This is a genomic window from Streptomyces sp. H27-H5 (assembly GCF_026627505.1).
GTDB lineage: Bacteria > Actinomycetota > Actinomycetes > Streptomycetales > Streptomycetaceae > Streptomyces.
This window is the reverse complement of sequence record NZ_JAPNLK010000041.1, coordinates 1-18,178: the sequence shown is the minus strand read 5'-3', so window position 1 is coordinate 18,178 and position 18,178 is coordinate 1. Positions and strand designations below refer to the sequence as shown.

The 18,178-nt window shown below is 71.0% G+C and carries 16 protein-coding genes; 7 read left to right on the top strand and 9 right to left on the bottom strand.

The window, feature by feature from the left end; genetic code table 11:
• From OTB19_RS20865 to ssd, 7 genes are all read right to left on the bottom strand, one after another.
• Positions 1-375, bottom strand: coding sequence for an Rv3654c family TadE-like protein (locus OTB19_RS20865; RefSeq protein ID WP_267799870.1), 375 nt, complete (start codon positions 373-375; stop codon positions 1-3).
• A complete protein-coding gene (locus OTB19_RS20860; RefSeq protein ID WP_420716878.1) occupies positions 372-701 on the bottom strand; it encodes a TadE family type IV pilus minor pilin in 330 nt (109 codons plus the stop codon). The genes OTB19_RS20865 and OTB19_RS20860 overlap by 4 nt, the downstream gene beginning before the upstream one ends.
• 34 nt (positions 702-735) lie before the next feature.
• Positions 736-933, bottom strand: a complete 198-nt coding sequence (locus tag OTB19_RS20855) for a DUF4244 domain-containing protein (RefSeq protein ID WP_267799868.1) — start codon at positions 931-933, stop codon at positions 736-738.
• 49 nt (positions 934-982) lie between these two features.
• Positions 983-1,411 (bottom strand): type II secretion system F family protein, encoded by a 429-nt coding sequence (locus OTB19_RS43675; RefSeq protein ID WP_420716877.1) that lies wholly within the window; start codon positions 1,409-1,411, stop codon positions 983-985.
• A gap of 347 nt (positions 1,412-1,758) precedes the next feature.
• Positions 1,759-2,652, bottom strand: coding sequence for a type II secretion system F family protein (locus OTB19_RS20845; protein WP_267799866.1), 894 nt, complete (start codon positions 2,650-2,652; stop codon positions 1,759-1,761).
• Positions 2,649-3,797: a TadA family conjugal transfer-associated ATPase gene (locus tag OTB19_RS20840; RefSeq protein ID WP_267799865.1), complete on the bottom strand. Its 1,149-nt coding sequence runs from the start codon at positions 3,795-3,797 to the stop codon at positions 2,649-2,651. Before OTB19_RS20840 ends, OTB19_RS20845 begins: the two co-directional genes overlap by 4 nt.
• Positions 3,794-4,972: a septum site-determining protein Ssd gene (gene ssd / locus OTB19_RS20835; RefSeq protein WP_267799916.1), complete on the bottom strand. Its 1,179-nt coding sequence runs from the start codon at positions 4,970-4,972 to the stop codon at positions 3,794-3,796. Before ssd ends, OTB19_RS20840 begins: the two co-directional genes overlap by 4 nt.
• A 492-nt stretch (positions 4,973-5,464) precedes the next feature.
• Here ssd and OTB19_RS20830 point away from each other — a divergent pair, with 492 nt between their 5' ends.
• On the top strand, positions 5,465-6,325 hold the full coding sequence (locus OTB19_RS20830; protein ID WP_267799864.1) for an HAD family hydrolase: 861 nt from the start codon (positions 5,465-5,467) through the stop codon (positions 6,323-6,325).
• Positions 6,326-6,817: 492 nt separating this feature from the next.
• Here OTB19_RS20830 and OTB19_RS20825 read toward each other — a convergent pair whose 3' ends face one another.
• Positions 6,818-7,672, bottom strand: coding sequence for an oxidoreductase (locus OTB19_RS20825; RefSeq protein ID WP_267799863.1), 855 nt, complete (start codon positions 7,670-7,672; stop codon positions 6,818-6,820).
• A gap of 109 nt (positions 7,673-7,781) precedes the next feature.
• On the opposite strand from OTB19_RS20825, the gene OTB19_RS20820 reads away from it, so the two are divergent.
• Positions 7,782-8,807 (top strand): ATP-binding protein, encoded by a 1,026-nt coding sequence (locus OTB19_RS20820; protein ID WP_267799862.1) that lies wholly within the window; start codon positions 7,782-7,784, stop codon positions 8,805-8,807.
• On the opposite strand, the gene OTB19_RS20815 is transcribed toward OTB19_RS20820, so the two are convergent.
• Positions 8,761-10,077, bottom strand: a complete 1,317-nt coding sequence (locus tag OTB19_RS20815; RefSeq protein WP_267799861.1) for a hypothetical protein — start codon at positions 10,075-10,077, stop codon at positions 8,761-8,763. The two genes, OTB19_RS20820 and OTB19_RS20815, sit on opposite strands and share 47 nt — an antisense overlap.
• A 235-nt stretch (positions 10,078-10,312) precedes the next feature.
• On the opposite strand from OTB19_RS20815, the gene OTB19_RS20810 reads away from it, so the two are divergent.
• From OTB19_RS20810 to OTB19_RS20790, 5 genes are all read left to right on the top strand, one after another.
• Complete coding sequence (locus OTB19_RS20810; RefSeq protein WP_267799860.1) at positions 10,313-12,724, top strand: SulP family inorganic anion transporter; 2,412 nt, start codon at positions 10,313-10,315, stop codon at positions 12,722-12,724.
• Positions 12,725-12,913: 189 nt separating this feature from the next.
• On the top strand, positions 12,914-14,911 hold the full coding sequence (gene acs / locus OTB19_RS20805) for an acetate--CoA ligase (RefSeq protein WP_267799859.1): 1,998 nt from the start codon (positions 12,914-12,916) through the stop codon (positions 14,909-14,911).
• Between the two features lie 220 nt (positions 14,912-15,131).
• Positions 15,132-16,589, top strand: coding sequence for a Na+/H+ antiporter NhaA (gene nhaA / locus OTB19_RS20800; RefSeq protein ID WP_267799858.1), 1,458 nt, complete (start codon positions 15,132-15,134; stop codon positions 16,587-16,589).
• A 51-nt stretch (positions 16,590-16,640) separates the two neighbouring features.
• Entirely contained in the window at positions 16,641-17,099 is a 459-nt protein-coding gene (locus OTB19_RS20795; RefSeq protein ID WP_267799857.1) for a phage holin family protein, read from the top strand.
• Positions 17,096-18,055 (top strand): alpha/beta fold hydrolase, encoded by a 960-nt coding sequence (locus OTB19_RS20790; protein WP_267799856.1) that lies wholly within the window; start codon positions 17,096-17,098, stop codon positions 18,053-18,055. The genes OTB19_RS20795 and OTB19_RS20790 overlap by 4 nt, the downstream gene beginning before the upstream one ends.
• Positions 18,056-18,178: the final 123 nt, after the last annotated feature.

The following is an 18,178-nucleotide window of genomic DNA, read 5'->3' as shown; positions in this document are numbered from 1 at the left end:
TCACGGCCCCGTGGGCGGGGAGGCCGGCCCCGTGGGCGGGGAGGGCGGGAGCGGCGGACCTGCCCTCGACGCGAGCGCGGGGGCGAAGGGGCCGGTCGGGGCACGGGCCACGACCTCGGCGACCTCACCTTGGACGTCGCAGACGGTCAGGGTCGCGCCCTGGGCCCGCGCCACCCGCACCGCCGTCGCGCAGGCGGCCTCGGGGCCGTGCGCCCAGGTTGCCGCCGCGGCGAGGGCCGCCAGGTCCGCGGCCGCCGCCGCCCGGTGCCGCGCCACGACGGCCTGACCGAGCAGCAGGACACCCCCGAACACCGCCCCCAGCACCGTCGTCACCAACGCCGCCCACACGGTGGCGGATCCCCGGTCCCGGCTCACGGCGGCGGCCCCACGCTGTCCTCCGCCAAGGCCACCGCCTGGGCGCCGAGCCGTACCGGCAGCCCGCCCGGCCCGGGCGCGGGCGCCGCCACCCGAACCCTCCACAGGTCCCCCTCCCGCTCCAGCCGGACCTCCGCTCCTCGCGGGGCGGCGGCCCCGGCCGCCGCCACCACGACCTCCGCCGGCTCCGAGCGGGCCGCGGCCCGAGCACCCGCCCGGGCCGCGTCCACGCACCGGATCTGCGCGGCCGCCGCCATCAGCGCCCACACCAGCAGTGACGCGAACAGGACCAGCGCCGGGATCACCAGCGCTGCTTCCGCCGTCACATATCCGCGGTCGCCCTTTCCGCCCGGGTTTTCCTCAGAACGGCACATCGAGCGCCTTCCCGATGGTCGACTGGAGAGCCGTCGACACCACGTCGCTCGTGACCACCTTGTACAGAACGGCAGCGAACGCACACGCCGCGATCGTGCCCATGGCGTATTCCGAAGTGGACATCCCCGCATCGTGACCGCGGCCACTGAGCGCGGACCGAACTCGAAACCAGATGATTTTCATGACAACCTCCTGTTTGATTTCACTCTTGATGTGATTTCAGGTTTTGATTTCAAGTGCCGGAGAGAAGACCGGAAGCCATCCCAATCACCACTGGAGCCACTCCCACCACAAGAAATGCGGGGAGGAAACACAGCCCCACGGGTGCGGTGACGAGCACGGCGGCCCGCTGGGCCCGGGTCGTGGCCTGTCGGGCCCGGTCCGCCCTGAGGGACGACGCCAGGCGGGAGACCGGCTCGGCGGCCGGTGCCCCCGTGCGGGCGGCCCGTTCCAGGCACTCCGCCAGTTCCCGGGCGCCCGGTATCGTCGCCAACCTCCCCCACCCCGTGCCCGGTTCGCCGCCGAGCCGCAGCTCCGCGCCGGCCAGCGCAAGCCGCTCCCCCACGGGTCCGCCGAGCGACTCCCCGACCACCTCGGCCGCCTCCACCGGACCGGCCCCGGCTGCGAGGCAGGCCGCCAACAGATCAGCAGCAAAGGGCAATTGGCGCTCCACCTCGCGGGGGTCCACTTCGACCGGCGGTCCGGCCCTCGACCGCAGGCGCCGCACCCCGTACGCCGCCCCACACCCGACCAGGACCCCGGTGACGCCTCCGACCAGCACCCAGCCCGCCACCAGAGCGCCGGCCGGCCACGCCCATGTGACGACGCGAGCCCGTGTTCGGGGCCCGACCAGCGGCCCACGGCGAGCCGCTCGCACCCTCAGCAGTGACCCGATCCGCCGGCGGGTCGCCCGTCGCCGAACTCCTGACGCGATCGCCGATGCCACGCACAGCACCGCCACCGCGAGGCACGAGGCCATCCCCAGCCTGTGGACCCACACCGCGCCCGTCATCGCTCCCCCGCCCGTACGATCCGCCGGCACCACAACATCCCCAGCGCCTCCAGTCCCGCCCCCGCCGCCAGGCAGCCCCATCCCATCGGGGTGTGCAGCAGCACTGCGAGCGGGTCGGCCCCAAGGCCGGTACCGATCACCAGCCCCACCAGGGGCAACAGCGCCAGCACCACCGCCGTCGAGCGGGCTCCGGCCAACTGGGCCCGCAGTGACTCCTCCCGGTCCCGTTCCGCTCGCAACGCCCCTTCCAGTCGGTCCAGGCCTGCGGCCAGGCCGGCGCCCCCGTCCACGGAGACCCGCCAGCAGGCCGCCATCCCGGCCAGTCCTTCCGCGCCCGGCTCCCGCGACGCCTCGCGCAGTGCCCCGGCGACGTCGCCGCCGAACGCCGCGGCGGCCAGCACCCCGGCCTCCACCGCGCCCAGGCCACCGGAACCCGATGCCGTACGTCTCAGCGCCGCGCCCAGGGCCTGGCCGGGCTGCGCACCCGCCCTCAGTTCCCCCACGGTGACCCCGCACAACGCCACCACGTCGCCGGCCCGCGCACCCCGGGCACGTTCGCGGTCTCGGCCCCTCAGCCACTTCCGCACCAGCGGCACCGAGGCCGCCCCCAGCACCAGCGGGATCACGGAACCGCCGAGCAGGGCCACCAACAACCCGACCCCGACGCCGGACCACTCCCGCCATCGCGCGGCCCGCACCCGCACCGCGATCAGCAGCCGCTCCCGACGCGCCGGCCCGACCGGCATCACCGGGGCGCACCCGACCGGCAGCAACCGGGCCCGCCGGGCCACCCGATCGCCTCCGGCCGACATCCAGGCGGCGGCGCCGGCACACAGCACGCCGGCGAACACCGGCAACGAGCCCGCCACCCCGACCGTCCCGGCGCTCATCGGGGGACCCCCAGCAGCGGACCGAGCCGGGCCCAGCCCCTCTCCCGTACGAACCCCCGCGCGGACCAGAGCAACGCGGGTACCGTCACGACCAGACCGGCCGGATCCCGTTCGAGGACGTGCACCTCGGCCACCCGACGCCGCCCGGCCCGGTCCCGGACCAGGTGGACCACCAGGGTCAGCGCGGCCGCCAACTGGCTGTGCAGAGCGGCACGATCGAGCCCCGCGGCCGTGCCGAGCGCCTCCAACCGCGCCGGGACATGGGCCGCCGCGTTCGCGTGCACCGTGCCGCAGCCGCCTTCGTGGCCCGTGTTGAGAGCGGCCAGCAGGTCCGCCACCTCCGGACCCCGCACTTCTCCGACCACCAGACGATCGGGACGCATCCTCAACGCCTGCCGGACCAGGTCCGCGAGGGTGACGAGGCCGGCTCCCTCCTGATTGGCGGGCCGGGTCTCCAGCCGCACCACGTGCGGATGGTCGGGGCGCAACTCGGCCGAGTCCTCGGCCAGTACGATCCGCTCGCCCGGGCCGACCAGTCCCAACAGGGCACTCAGCAGGGTGGTCTTGCCTGTCCCGGTGCCTCCGGACACGAGGAACGAGAGCCGGGCCTCGACCATCGCCCGGAGCAGTTCGTGGCCGCCCGGCGGCAGGGTCCCCGCGGCCACCAACTCGTCCAACGTGAACGCCTTCGGCCGCACGACCCGCAAGGACAGGCAGGCGGATCCGACGGCCACCGGAGGCAGCACGGCATGCAGTCGGGTGCCGTCCGGCATCCGGGCATCCACCCAGGGCCGGGCGTCGTCGAGGCGCCGCCCCGCGACGGCGGCCAGCCGTTGCGCGAGCCTGCGCACCGCCGCAGCGTCGGCGAAGGTCACCGCAGTGAGTTCCAGCCCGCCTCCGCGGTCCACCCACACCCGGTCGGGCGCGGCCACCAGCACGTCGGTGACCTCGGGGTCAGCGAGAAGTGCCTCCAGCGGCCCGGCACCCACCAGTTCGGACCGTAACTCGGCGGCCGCACCGAGCACTTCCGCGTCGCCGAGCAGCCTGCCCTGGGCCCGCAGGGCCGCCGCGACCCTGGCCGGGGTCGGCTCCGCACCGCTCTCCGCGAGTCGCTGCCGCACCGCGTCCAGGAGCAGCGCGCTCATGCCGGCACCCCCTGGGCGGATCCGAGGGCCCGCCGCCAGAAGCCGTCACAGAAGCGGGCCAGCGCACCCCTCCCCCGCGACCCCGGTGGTTCCCCCTCGGCCACCCGTCCCGGCAGTCCCACCTCCACCGGCACCTCGCCGGCCAGTGGGGCACCCAGCAGCCGGGCCACGGCTTCGGCATCGAGACCCTCGGGACAGCGTCCCCGTACGACCACACGGACGTCCCGGGCGACCATCCGCACCCCCGCCGCCACCCGCCCGGCTGCGGCCACGGCCCTCAACTCCCCGGGCACCACCATCAGTACGAGATCCAACTGGGCCAGCACCTCGGCCACCGCCTCGTCCACCCGTCGGGGCAGGTCGACGACGACCACGCCGCCACGGCGGCGGGCCGCCGCGACCACCGAGCGCATCGCGGCGGGCGGCACCACCACCCGGTCTCCCCGGTCCCAGCTGAGCACCCGGAGGGCGTGCAGTTCCGGGAGGGACTCCTCCAGCGCCCCGGCCCCGACGCGGCCCCGCGAGGCCGCGAAGTCCGGCCAGCGCAGACCTTCGGCGCCCTCACCCCCGAGCAGGACGTCCATGCCCCCGCCGAGGGGGTCCCCGTCGATGAGGATGGTGCGTTCGCCGGCGCGCGCGGCCCGCAGGGCGAGCGCGCAGGCCAGGGTCGACGCACCGGCGCCGCCGCTGCCTCCGATCACGCCTACCGCGAGGGCGGGTCGTCCGGCCCCTTCCACCACGTCGGCGATGCGGTCGACGAGTCGGTTCTCCGCGTCGGGGAGCCTCAGCACCTCCTCGGCGCCGATCTCCAACGCCCGCTGCCACACCAGTGGGTCGTCCAGATCCCGGCCGACGAGGAAGACCGCGTCGCGGCGGGGCGCGCCGCGGACCCGGCGTGCCGCGTCGTCCCCGACGAGCACGAGCGGGGCGGACTCCCAACCGACGCTGCCGGGCGCCGGTGCGCGGAGATCGACGTTCTCGCCGTCGCCTTCTCCCGGGGCCCCGGCTCCGACCGGCTCGGGCACCGCGTGGTGCACGTGCGGTTCGGCGCCCGCGGCGGCGCACAGCCGCAACAGGTCGTCGAGCAACAGCGGGTCCTCGGTGATGATCAGCGGCCGGCCGCCACCGGGCACGACCTCTTCCGCCCGGGTCGACGACCTTCCCCCACCGAACAGCTCGGACTCCGGTGCTTCACACGACTTCGATCCAGCCACGGTCTCCGCCCCCTTCTCACTGCGAATCCACACACCGCGGACTTCGCGGGCTGGAATCACCGTGCAGGGATCCGGAAAATGAAGTGGATCTTGCTCGAAAACTGTGGACAAGAAGACCTCTGTGAATAACTCCGCCACCCCATCGTGTGAGTTCATAGCGCGGCGGAACCACTACGCACAGTCACGAGTTCAAGGAGATGAGGGTCTTCGCGACGGAAGGCCGCCGAAGAGGAAGGGCCGGGGAAATGGTCACCACGGGCCGAAGGCAAGGGACGCAAACCGCGTCCGGACATGCGACGACCCCCGCCGGGGGGGAGAGCGGGGGTCGTCCCCACGGTCCGACTCGGGGGGGGAGGAGCCAGACCGGGTTAGCACGGTCGCGAACGATCCGTGACTTCCATGGTGTACCCGAGAGCCTTCTCAGGCAAACCCACGCGCCACACCTTACGCCGAATGGTGGGCGCATATGCTCGGGGCGTGGAAAATCAGCCCTTGCCGCACTCCTCGCCTCGGACCGCTGCCTTCTTCGACCTGGACAAGACGGTCATTGCGAAGTCGAGCACTCTGACGTTCAGCAAGTCCTTCTACCAGGGTGGCCTGATCAACCGGCGGGCCGTGTTGCGCACCGCGTATACCCAGTTCTTCTTCCTGGTCGGCGGCGCCGACCACGATCAGATGGAGCGGATGCGCGAGTACCTGTCCGCCCTCTGCAAGGGGTGGAACGTGCAGCAGGTGCGCGAGATCGTCGCCGAAGCGCTGCACGACCTGATCGACCCGATCATCTACGACGAGGCCGCGTCCCTCATCGAGGCCCACCACACGGCCGGCCGTGACGTGGTGATCGTGTCGACCTCGGGCGCCGAAGTGGTCGAGCCGATCGGCGAGATGCTCGGCGCGGACCGCGTCGTGGCGACCCGGATGGTGGTCGGCGACGACGGCTGCTTCACGGGCGAGATCGAGTACTACGCCTACGGACCGACGAAGGCGGAGGCGGTCCGCGAGCTCGCCGAGTCGGAGGGGTACGACCTCGCGCGGTGCTACGCGTACAGCGACTCGATCACCGATGTGCCGATGCTGGAGGCGGTAGGACACCCTCACGCCGTCAATCCCGACCGGGCGTTGCGGCGCGAGGCGGTCGCGCGGGAGTGGCCGGTGCTGGTGTTCAACAAGCCCGTGCGACTGAAGCAGCGACTGCCGGGTTCCATGACCTCTCGACCGGCCCTGGTGGCCGCCGCGGCGGTCGGCGCGGCCGCCGCCACGGCCGGGCTCGTCTGGTACGCGAGCCGGCGGCGGGCGAGCGCCTCCGCCGGTTGATCCGCGCGGGCGTGAGGTCGCCTGCGGGGAGGGTCGAACGGCCTCGTCGGGGAACTGTCGCGCCCGGAAATCGAATGTCCGGATCGCCCCGGCTCGTCCAGGAAAGTAAAGAAGTGGAGCCAGGGGTTTCGCTTGTCTCCGAAGCGGAGTACAAAGGAGTCAACGGCCCGCGAGACCAAAGAACATCCGAGAGGATCATCTTTAAAACGCAGTAAGGCCCACGGACCGAAGCATGAACGCCGAGCACCCACGCGACGTCGACCCGTCGAATACGGGCCAGCCGCACCAGGTGACGGGCAAAGTTCCCGACCTGATGGGCATACATTCGAGGACGCTTGGTAACTGGGCGCGAGTGCCAGCGGCGACACCAAGGCAAGACGGTGTCGCCGCAACCCGTGTTCAGACAGTGCCCGCGTTCAGCAGACAGTGCCCGCATTCAGGCAGTGCCCGTGTTCACAGGCAGCGCCCGCCCGCGTTCAGGCAGTGCCCGCGTCAGGCAGCGCCGCGCTGGAGCGCCTCGCAGACCGCCATCGACTCCCGGGAGCCCAGCTCGATCGCCCGCCCGCAGTGCGCGATCCAGGCGGCCATCCCCTCCGCGGTTCCGGACACGTACCCCTCGAAGGCCGCCACGTAGGCCTCCGCGCCCTGCTCCGCGTGGCCGACCTCGGCCGGGCAGATGGCCTTCGGGTCGAGGCCGCTGTTGATCAGTACGATCCGCTCGGCCGCCCGTGCGACCAGGCCGTTGTAGGTCCCGAAGGGACGCAGCGCCAGCAGTTCGCCGTGCACCACCGATGCCGTGATCAGCGCCGGTGAGGAGCCGCCCGCGATGATCAGCCGCGACAGCCCGTCCAGCCGGCCGGCGACCTCCTCGGCGCTCGGGAGCGGCAGGTCGATCAGCGGCTCGTCCACCGGTTCACCCGCCAGGCGGGGCCGCCCCACCGTGTCGCCCTCGATCGCCGACGGCGCGAAGGCGTCCGCAGCCGCGGGCGTCGAACCCGACGCGACCAGGTGCAGGCGTGCGAGCACACGCATCGGGGACTGTCGCCAGATGCTCAGGAGCTGCCCGGCCTCGGCCGTCAGGCGCAGCGCGGCGCCCACCGCCCGCGCCTGCGCCTCCGAGCCGAAGTCGGTGCGGCGACGCACCTCTTCCAGGGCCCAGTCGGCGCCCGACAGCGCCGCGCTCCCGCGCGCGCCGCGCAGCGCCGCCTCCGAGGCGATCTCCCCGCTGCGACGACGCATCACCCGGTGCCCGTAGACCCGGTCCACGGCCTTGCGTACGGAATCCACGGAATCGGAGACACCCGGCAGCCCGGCCAGTGGGGCCAGCGGGTCAGCAGCGCTACTCATAAGTAGGGAGCCTACGCACTGTGCGCGCATAGCACCGACCCCTCCTTGGAGTGGTCTTCTTCACTCAGCTAGACCACGTAGCGCGATCAACCCACTACGCTTGGTGAACATGAAGATCGCTTTCGTGGGAAAGGGCGGCAGCGGCAAGACCACGCTGTCCTCCCTCTTCATCCGCCACCTTGCCGCCAATGAAGCCCCCGTCGTCGCGGTGGACGCCGACATCAACCAGCATCTCGGCGTGGCCCTCGGGCTCGGCGAGGACGAGGCCGCCGAGCTGCCCGCCCTGGGCGCGCACCTGCCCCTCATCAAGGACTACCTGCGCGGATCGAACCCGCGCATCGCGTCCGCCGAGGCCATGATCAAGACGACTCCGCCCGGAACCGGCTCCCGCCTGTTGGGGGTCACGGAGGACAACCCGGTGTACGAGGCGTGCGCGCGCACGCTGATGCTCGACGGCGAGCCCGTCCGCCTGATGGCCACGGGGCCGTTCACCGAGGCAGACCTGGGTGTGGCCTGCTACCACTCCAAGGTCGGGGCGGTCGAACTCTGCCTCAACCACCTGGTCGACGGTCCGGACGAGTACGTGGTCGTCGACATGACCGCCGGTTCGGATTCGTTCGCGTCGGGCATGTTCACCCGCTTCGACATGACCTTCCTGGTGGCCGAGCCGACTCGCAAGGGCGTCTCGGTCTACCGCCAGTACAAGGAGTACGCCCGGGACTTCGGGATCGCGCTCAAGGTGATCGGCAACAAGGTGCAGGGGCCGGAGGACATCGAGTTCCTCCAGGACGAGGTCGGCGACGACCTGCTGGTCACCGTCGGGCATTCGGACTGGGTGCGGTCGATGGAGAAGGGGCGCCCGGCCCGGTTCGAGCTGCTGGAGGCGACCAACCGGCTGGCGCTGCAGGCGCTCCAGGACGCCGCCGAGGACTCGTACGCCGACCGCGACTGGGCCCGGTACACGCAGCAGATGGTCCACTTCCACCTGCGGAACGCCGAGAGCTGGGGGAACGCGAAGACCGGGGTCGACCTGGCGGAACAGGTCGACCCCGATTTCGTCCTCCGCGAGACCCCGAGCGCGGAGGTGGTCAGCCCTCGTCCGACCCTGACTCGGCCGACTCCGCAGCCGGCTTGACCCCGGCCGGGGAACCGGGGGCGGCCGGCGCTGCCGGCGGCCCCGCGGTGAGGAACTTGTTCCAGCCGTCCTTCGGAGCCTCACCGACGTCGAGGCCGCGCATCCACGTCAGCGCCTTCGGGTCCTGGGCGTCCAGCCAGTCGGCCAGCTCGCGGAACGGCACGCAGCGGACTTCCTTCTGGGTGCACATGGACTTGATGGAGTCCTCGACGGCCTTCATGTAGGTGCCGCCGTTCCAGGACTCGAAGTGGTTGCCGATGATCAGCGGCGCCCGGTTGCCCTGGTAGACCCGGTCGAAGGCCTTCTGGAGGCCGTCGCGCATCTGCTCGCCCCAGTAGGCGTGCTGCGAGGGGTCTCCCTGGGTGGTCGTCCCGGACTGGTTGACCATGTAGTTGTAGTCCATGCTCAGCGTGTCGAAGGCGCGCCCCGGCATGGGCACCAGTTGCAGCGGAAGGTCCCAGAGCCCGTCGGTCTTCTTGGGCCAGATCTGCTTGCTGATGCCGCTGGAGTCGTAGCGGAAGCCCATGTCCTTGGCCGCCAGCATGAAGTTCTTCTGGCCTTCGAGGCAGGGGGTGCGGGCGCCGATCAACTCCTTGTCGTAGTCGAACGGGAGCGGCTCCAGGCCCTTCAGCGCCGGGGTGTTCGTCTTCCAGTTCTTGACGAACGACTTGGCCTGGCTGATCTCGCTCTTCCACTCCTCGACGGACCAGGTGCCGACGCCGCCCTCGGGGCCGCAGAAGTGGCCGTTGAAGTGGGTGCCGATCTCGTTGCCCTCCTGCCAGGCCGCACGCACCTGGGTGGCGGTGTCCTTGATGCCCTGGAGGTCGCCGAAACCGATGTCGGAACGTCCCGGGGAGTGCTGAGGAGCGGTGTAGAGCGATGCCTTCTCCTCCGGCAGCATGTACACGCCGCTGAGGAAGTAGGTCATCCGGGCGTTGTACTCCTTGCCGACCTCACGGAAGTGCGAGAAGAGCTTCTGGCTGTCCTCGCCGGCGCCGTCCCACGAGAAGACGACGAACTGCGGGGGCTTCTCACCGGGCTTCATCCGCTGCGGCTTCACGACGTTCGGCTGGAGGCCGGTGTACGCGGTCGAGCCGTCCCCGATGAGCCGCTTCACACTGCCCGGGGCCGCTTCCGGTGCGGCGGCGCCCTTCCTGGCGTTCGGGCCACCGGGCGCGGGCTTGGCGGGTTCCGAGGAGCACCCGGCAGCGCCCAGGACCAGGGCCGTGGCGACCAGGCCGCCGGCGATCTTCTTCGTGGCGGCGATCATCCGCACACCTCTCCCTCGCAGTTCCATCGCAGGACTTCCGCGCCGCAACGTCCCATGCGGTCAGGTTTAAGGAAGGTGTGACAAGCCGGACAAAATGTTTAATCACTCCTGGGGGCTAATTCCTAGGCCATTTACTCCTATTTCCCACCACCTCTCTTTACTCTCCATTACCGTTCATTTACCGAGTGTTGAGACTCCCGCCGCTTCATCCCTCCCCCAGAGGAGACGGGAACCCATGAAAGCCACCACCGAAGGCGCCGCCGAAGACTCCACGGGCACCGCCCTCTCGCCCCCTCCGTCCACCCCGCCCCCCGTTTCCGTCAAAAGCTTCCCGGCAGACCTCTCCGCCTCCATCGCCGTCTTCCTGATCGCCCTGCCTCTCTCGCTGGGCATCGCCCTGGCCACGGGCGCCCCGCTCCAGGCGGGGCTGGTGGCCGCGGCCGTCGGCGGGATCGTGGCCGGACGACTCGGGGGTGCGCCGCTCCAGGTCAGCGGCCCCGCCGCAGGCCTCACGGTGGTCACCGCCGAACTGATCCAGCGCTACGGGTGGCGCACCACCTGCGCCATCACCGTGCTCGCCGGCTGCTGCCAGCTCGGGCTCGCCTTCCTGCGTACGGCCCGGTCGGCGCTGATGGTGAGCCCGGCGATCGTGCACGGCATGCTCGCCGGCATCGGCGTGACCATCGCGCTGGCGCAACTGCACATCGTCCTCGGCGGCACCCCGCAGAGCTCCGCCGTGGCCAACGTGCAGGGTCTGCCCGGCCAGTTGGCCGACCTCCATCCGGTCGCACTGGGCATCAGCGCGCTCACCCTGGTCATCCTCCTCGGTTGGCCTCGACTGCCGGGCCGGATCGGCCGGAACCTGCGCAAGGTTCCCGCCGCGCTCGCGGCCGTCGCCACGGCCACCACGTTCGCCGCCCTGGCCGGACTCAGCCTGCCCCGGGTGGACCTGCCGTCCTGGCGCAGCCACGCACTGCCCGAGCTGCCCGAGGGCCCGGTCCTCGGCCTCATCGCCGCGGTACTGACCATCACGCTGGTCGGCAGTGTGGAGTCCCTGCTGTCCGCGGTCGCCACCGACAAGCTGATCGCCTCCGAGCGGGGCACGGACAACCGTCCGCCGCGCGTCGACCTCAACCGTGAACTGCGCGGACAGGGTGCGGCGAACATCGTCTCCGGAGCGCTGGGCGGGCTGCCCGTCACGGGCGTGGCGGTCCGTAGCGTCGCCAACGTCAAATCCGGTGCCACCAGCCGAAATTCCTCGATGATGCACGGGCTCTGGGTGTTGATCGCGGCCGCGCTGCTCGTGCCGGTCCTCGATCTGATCCCGCTCGCCGCGCTGGCCGCCCTGGTGATGGCGGTGGGCGTGCAGATGGTCAGCATCACGCATCTGCGGACCGTCACCCGACACCGTGAAGTCCTGGTCTACGCGACAACGATCGTGGCCGTGGTGCTCGGTGGGGTGCTGGAGGGGGTCGCCGTCGGCGTGGCCGTGGCGGTCGGCCTGGCCCTGCACCGCCTCGCGCGGACCCGGATCACGGTCGAGGAGCTCGACGGGGTCCACCGCGTTTGGGCACGCGGCCAGTTGACCTTCCTCGCGGTGCCCCGGTTGAGTCGGGTACTGAACCAGATCCCGCACGACCGGCACGCGGTGATCGAGCTGGACGGCTCGTTCATGGACCATGCCGCCTACGAGACCCTGCACGACTGGCAGGACTCCCATCGGGCGCACGGCGGTTCGGTGGAGGTCACCGGCCGCTCCGTCAACCGCATCCCCGAGACCGACCACAGCATGGCCGACCGGGGCATGGGTGCCGAAGCAGGCCAGCGCGGGACCCATCAGTGCTGCCGCCCCTGGACCCCCTGGCAGAACCACTGCGACCACCGCGCCGACGCCGGCTCGGGCGACGCCGTCCACGCACAGAACCGTACGATCCCCGGCGCCGCCGCGGGCGGTCCGGCGGTCGAGCCCCGGCGGCGCGGAGCGGATCGGCTGGCCAACGGCATCAGCGCGTTCCAGCGGGACACCGCTCCCCATGTCCGTGACGAACTGGCCCGGCTGGCGCGCGAGGGGCAGCGGCCCTCGCAGCTCTTCCTCACCTGCGCGGACTCCCGCCTGGTGACCAGCATGATCACGGCCAGCGGTCCCGGAGACCTGTTCACCGTGCGCAACGTCGGCAACCTGGTGCCGTTGCCGGGGGCGGAGTCCACGGACGACTCGGTGGCGGCGGCGATCGAGTACGCCGTGGACGTCCTCCAGGTGGACAGCATCACGGTGTGCGGCCACTCGGGCTGCGGGGCCATGCAGGCCCTGCTGAACTCCCACCCCGGCACCCCGATGACCCCGCTGCGCCGCTGGTTGCGGCACGGCCTGCCCAGCCTGGAGCGGATGGCCAGCCGTCATCACGCGTGGGCCCGGATCTCCGGCAGGCTCCCGGCCGACGCCGTGGAACAGTTGTGCCTGACCAATGTGGTGCAGCAGCTGGAGCACCTGCGGGCGCACGAATCGGTCGCCCGCCGGCTCGCCGAGGGCACGCTGGAGCTGCACGGCATGTACTTCCACGTGGGCGAGGCGCAGGCATATCTGCTCTCGGAGGGTGAGGACTTCTTCGACTGCCGGGTCTTCGACAGCGTCGGTCAACGCGCCTGAACCTCCCGCGCACCCCGGCCCGGATCGCGTACCCGGCTGAACCGATACCCTCCGATACCCGTGCCACAAAGTGGCCCCTTCTCGCGCCCTGCGGCGAGAAGGGGCCACTTGCACGTGGCTCCGGCCGTGATATAGGTCTAAACCAATTCCCGGCTACCCCTTGTCACCCGGGCCGCCGACTGATGAGCTATGCCCGGGGACACAACGGACACCCTGGGAAAGGGAGATGTCGTGAGCAATGAAAGCCTGGCCAATCTGCTCAAAGAGGAGCGGCGGTTCGCACCGCCCGCCGATCTGGCCGCCGCCGCCAATGTGACCGAGGCTGCGTATGCACAGGCCGATGCGGACCGGCTGGGCTTCTGGGCCGAGCAGGCCCGGCGGCTGACCTGGGACACCGAGCCGACCGAGACGCTCGACTGGAGCAACCCGCCCTTCGCCAAGTGGTTCGCGGACGGCAAGCTGAACGTCGCGTACAACTGCGTGGACCGGCACGTGGAGGCCGGCAACGGCGACCGCGTGGCCCTCCACTTCGAGGGTGAGCCCGGCGACAGCCGGTCGATCACCTACGCGCAGCTCAAGGACGAGGTCTCCAAGGCCGCCAACGCCCTGACCGAGCTGGGTGTCGTCGCCGGCGACCGCGTCGCCGTCTACCTCCCGATGATCCCCGAGGCCGTCGTCGCGATGTTGGCGTGCGCCCGCGTCGGCGCGGCCCACTCGGTGGTCTTCGGCGGTTTCTCCGCCGACGCCGTCGCCTCCCGCATCCAGGACGCCGACGCCAAGCTGGTGATCACCGCCGACGGCGGCTACCGCCGCGGCAAGCCCAGTGCGCTCAAGCCCGCCATCGACGAGGCCGTCGGCAAGTGTCCGCAGGTCAAGCATGTTCTCGTGGTGCAGCGCACCGGCCAGGACACCGCCTTCACCGAGGGCCGCGACGTCTGGTGGCACGAGATCGTCGGGCGTCAGTCCGCCGAGCACACCCCGCAGGCCTTCGACGCCGAGCACCCGCTGTTCATCCTCTACACCTCGGGGACCACGGGTAAGCCGAAGGGCATCCTGCACACCTCCGGCGGCTACCTGACGCAGGCCGCGTACACCCACCACGCGGTGTTCGACCTGAAGCCGGAGAGCGACGTCTACTGGTGCACCGCCGACATCGGCTGGGTCACCGGGCACTCGTACATCGTCTACGGGCCGCTCGCCAACGGTGCCACCCAGGTCATGTACGAGGGCACCCCGGACACCCCGCACCAGGGTCGGTTCTGGGAGGTCGTGCAGAAGTACGGCGTCACCATCCTCTACACGGCGCCCACGGCGATCCGCACGTTCATGAAGTGGGGCGACGACATCCCCGCGAAGTTCGACCTCTCCAGCCTGCGGGTGCTGGGCTCGGTCGGCGAGCCGATCAACCCCGAGGCCTGGATCTGGTACCGCAAGCACATCGGCGGCGACCGCTGCCCGATCGTGGACACCTGGTGGCAGACCGAGACCGGCGCGATGATGATCTCGCCGCTGCCGGGCGTCACCTCGACCAAGCCCGGTTCGGCCCAGCGCGCGCTGCCCGGCATCGGCGCCACCGTGGTGGACGACGAGGCGAACGAGGTCCCGAAGGGCGGGGGCGGGTACTTGGTGCTCACCGAGCCGTGGCCCTCGATGCTGCGCACCATCTGGGGTGACGACCAGCGCTTCATCGACACGTACTGGTCGCGCTTCGCGGGCAAGTACTTCGCGGGCGACGGCGCCAAGAAGGACGACGACGGCGACATCTGGCTGCTCGGCCGGGTGGACGACGTGATGCTGGTGTCCGGCCACAACATCTCGACGACCGAGGTCGAGTCCGCGCTGGTCTCGCACCCGTCCGTCGCCGAGGCGGCGGTGGTCGGCGCGACCGACGAGACCACCGGTCAGGCCATCGTGGCCTTCGTCATCCTGCGCGGGAGCGCCTCGGAGACGGAGACCCTGGTCGCCGAGCTGCGCAACCACGTGGGCGCCACACTCGGCCCGATCGCGAAGCCGAAGCGGATCCTGCCCGTGCAGGAACTGCCGAAGACCCGTTCGGGCAAGATCATGCGCCGTCTGCTGCGTGACGTGGCGGAGAACCGGGCGGTCGGTGACGTCACGACGCTCGCGGACTCCTCGGTCATGGACCTGATCCAGAGCAAGCTGCCCGCGGCGGGCAGCGAGGACTGAGTCGGCCGCGCGACACGGCGGGAAGGGGCATTCGGCGCGCCGCGCCGGATGCCCCTTTCGCACTTAAAGTGATGATCACCCGAAGATCACTGGATATGACCTTGCGTACCGCCTGTAAAGTACGAGAAACGTAAATAAGTACTCCACAGGGTGCGCCGGGAAGTCTGGTCGGCAATGTGCTTCGTCATGCCGTCCAACCCACCCCGGAGGTGTCCTTCACGTGGCCGCGCCCCGCCCCACCGACGACAAGAGCCGCAAGCTGCTCGGCAGGCTGTCGCTGCCCGAGCGCCGCTTCGTCGCCGATGCCCTGCGCACCGAGACCGTCGGCGGTGTCCTGCTCCTGCTGGCCGCGATCGCCGCGCTCGTGTGGGCGAACATCCCGGCCCTCTCGAACAGCTACGACACCGTCCGGTCCTTCCACATCGGCCCCGCCTCCCTGGGCCTGGACCTCTCGATCCAGCACTGGGCGGCCGACGGGCTGTTGGCCATCTTCTTCTTCGTCGCGGGCATCGAGCTCAAACGCGAACTCGTCGCGGGCGACCTGCGCGACGCCAAGGCCGCCGCCCTCCCGGTGATCGCCGCCCTGTGCGGCATGGCGGTTCCCGCGCTGGTCTACGTACTGGTCAACGTCCTGGGCGACGGCTCCATCAGCGGCTGGGCCGTCCCGACCGCCACCGACATCGCCTTCGCGCTGGCCGTCCTCGCGGTCATCGGCACCTCGCTGCCGTCCGCCCTGCGCGCGTTCCTGCTGACCCTCGCGGTCGTGGACGACCTGTTCGCCATCCTGATCATCGCGGTGTTCTTCACCAGCGACATCGACTTCCTGGCGCTCGGCGGCGCCCTCGTGGGCCTGGTCCTCTTCTGGTTCCTGCTCCGCAAGCGCGTCCGCGGCTGGTACGTGTACGTCCCGCTCGCCCTGGTCATCTGGGGTCTGATGTACAACAGCGGGGTCCACTCCACCATCGCCGGCGTCGCCATGGGCCTGATGCTCCGCTGCCACCGCGAGGAGGGCGAGGAGCAGTCTCCCGGCGAGCACATCGAGCACCTGGTCCGCCCGATCTCCGCGGCGCTGGCCGTCCCCCTCTTCGCCCTGTTCTCCGCGGGCGTGTCCCTCTCCGACGAGGCCATCGCGCAGGTCTTCACCCGCCCCGAGACCCTCGGCGTGGTCCTCGGCCTGGTCGTCGGCAAGACGGTGGGCATCTTCGGCGGCACCTGGCTGGCCGCGCGCTTCACCAGGGCGGAGCTCAACGAGGACCTGGCCTGGCCGGACGTGCTCGCCGTGGCCTCGCTCGCCGGCATCGGATTCACCGTCTCCCTGCTGATCGGCGAACTCGCCTTCGCCGACGACGCCACCCTCATGGACGAGGTCAAGGCCGCCGTCCTGATCGGCTCGCTGATCGCCGCGATCATCGCGAGCGTGATGCTGAAGATGCGCGACCGCAGGTACCGGGCGCTCGCCGACGCGGAGGATCGCGACGAGGATCTCGACGGAATCCCCGACATCTACGAGCAGGACGACCCCGGCTACCACCTGCGCATGGCGCGGATCCACGAGGAGAAGGCCGCGGAACACCGTCGCAGGGCCGAGGCGGCGGCGGCCCCGGGGACGGCGTCCGCCACGACCGGCGCAACGGAAGCGGACACCGGGGGCCGCACCGACGGCGACCGTCCGGCATGATCTGAGTGACGAAGGACAGCCGTCGACGACGGACGACTTAGGGAGAGAGCGATGAGCGCAGTGGACCAAGGGCCGCAAGGAGCCGAGCGCACGCTGGGTCAGCTGGTCGCGTCGGCCACCGCCGAGATGTCCGCCCTGGTGCACGACGAGATCGCCCTCGCGAAGGCGGAGCTGCGCCAGGACGTCAAGCGCGCGGGTGTCGGCAGCGCCGCCATTTCGGTCGCGGGAGTGTTCGCGCTCTTCTCCCTGCCGGTGCTGAGCTTCGCCGCGGCGTACGGGATCCACAACCTCGGGCTCGGGCTCGCGTGGTCCTTCCTCATCGTCGGCGTCGCGTTCCTGCTGCTCGCGGGCCTGCTCGCGCTGCTGGCCGTGTCGAAGTTCAAGAAGGTCAAGCCGCCGGAGAAGTCCATCGCCTCCGTCAAGCAGACCGCGGCGGTCGTCGCGACCGTCAAGCCTCACCCGCGCGCGGTGAGTGACAACGCTGTGGGTGTGGCACGCTCGTCCTCATGACCGCCCCCTCGCCGGACTTCGGCGCCCCGCCCACTGCCGCCTCCGCGGCACGGATCGACATCCCGGGCGGGAGGGCGGTGACGCACCGGGACGTCGCGGCCAATGGTGCGCGGTTCCACGTGGCCGAGCTCGGTGACGGTCCCTTGGTGTTGCTCCTGCACGGCTTTCCGCAGTTCTGGTGGACGTGGCGGCACCAGATGACCGCGCTCGCCGATGCCGGTTACCGCGCCGTCGCGATGGACCTGCGCGGGGTGGGTGGCAGCGACCGCACCCCGCGCGGTTACGACCCGGCGAACCTGGCGCTCGACGTCACCGGGGTCATCCGGTCCCTGGGCGAGCCGGACGCCGCGCTCGTCGGGCACGACCTGGGCGGCTACCTCGCCTGGACGGCGGCCGTGATGCGGCCCAAGCTGGTGCGCCGACTGGTGGTCTCGTCGATGCCGCACCCGAGGCGCTGGCGCTCCGCGATGCTCGCCGACTTCGGGCAGACCCGCGCGAGTTCCCACATCTGGGGGTTCCAGAGGCCGTTCATCCCCGAGCGCCGGCTCGTCGCGGACGACGGGGCGCTCGTGGGGCAGCTGATCCGGGACTGGTCGGGTCCGGTGCCGCCGGCGGAGGAGGAACTGGCCGTGTACCGGCGGGCGATGTGCATCCCGTCCACCGCGCACTGCTCGATCGAGCCGTACCGCTGGATGATGCGTTCCATGGCCCGGCCCGACGGGCTCCAGTTCAACCGGCGCATGAAGCGACCGGTGCGGGTGCCGACGCTGCACCTGCACGGCTCGCTCGACCCGGTGATGCGTACGCGCAGCGCCGCGGGCTCCGGGGAGTACGTCGAAGCGCCTTACCGTTGGCGGCTGTTCGACGGGCTCGGGCACTTCCCCCACGAGGAGGATCCGGCCGCGTTCACGACCGAGCTGGTGAACTGGCTGAAGGACCCCGAGCCGGACCGCTGAGCCTCGATCCACCGCGTGATCTTTGATCACGCGGTGTGATTGCTTTTGTGGTGGGTTTCCGGATTCGGGCAGGCCGGTATCCCGGGTGGCCGTCCCGGTGGCGGGTTCTCCGAGGTTCTTTCT

What these genes read in the sequence shown, in the direction of transcription:
- OTB19_RS20810 (WP_267799860.1), top strand. Translation starts at nt 10,313, where the DNA reads ATGAAAGCCACCACCGAAGGCGCCGCCGAAGACTCCACGGGCACCGCC.
- OTB19_RS20795 (WP_267799857.1), top strand. Translation starts at nt 16,641, where the DNA reads ATGAGCGCAGTGGACCAAGGGCCGCAAGGAGCCGAGCGCACGCTGGGT.
- OTB19_RS20840 (WP_267799865.1), bottom strand. Translation starts at nt 3,797, where the DNA reads ATGAGCGCGCTGCTCCTGGACGCGGTGCGGCAGCGACTCGCGGAGAGC.
- OTB19_RS20815 (WP_267799861.1), bottom strand. Translation starts at nt 10,077, where the DNA reads ATGATCGCCGCCACGAAGAAGATCGCCGGCGGCCTGGTCGCCACGGCC.
- OTB19_RS20820 (WP_267799862.1), top strand. Translation starts at nt 7,782, where the DNA reads ATGAAGATCGCTTTCGTGGGAAAGGGCGGCAGCGGCAAGACCACGCTG.
- OTB19_RS20825 (WP_267799863.1), bottom strand. Translation starts at nt 7,672, where the DNA reads ATGAGTAGCGCTGCTGACCCGCTGGCCCCACTGGCCGGGCTGCCGGGT.
- OTB19_RS20845 (WP_267799866.1), bottom strand. Translation starts at nt 2,652, where the DNA reads ATGAGCGCCGGGACGGTCGGGGTGGCGGGCTCGTTGCCGGTGTTCGCC.
- OTB19_RS20855 (WP_267799868.1), bottom strand. Translation starts at nt 933, where the DNA reads ATGAAAATCATCTGGTTTCGAGTTCGGTCCGCGCTCAGTGGCCGCGGT.
- OTB19_RS20830 (WP_267799864.1), top strand. Translation starts at nt 5,465, where the DNA reads ATGGTGGGCGCATATGCTCGGGGCGTGGAAAATCAGCCCTTGCCGCAC.
- acs (WP_267799859.1), top strand. Translation starts at nt 12,914, where the DNA reads ATGCCCGGGGACACAACGGACACCCTGGGAAAGGGAGATGTCGTGAGC.
- OTB19_RS20790 (WP_267799856.1), top strand. Translation starts at nt 17,096, where the DNA reads ATGACCGCCCCCTCGCCGGACTTCGGCGCCCCGCCCACTGCCGCCTCC.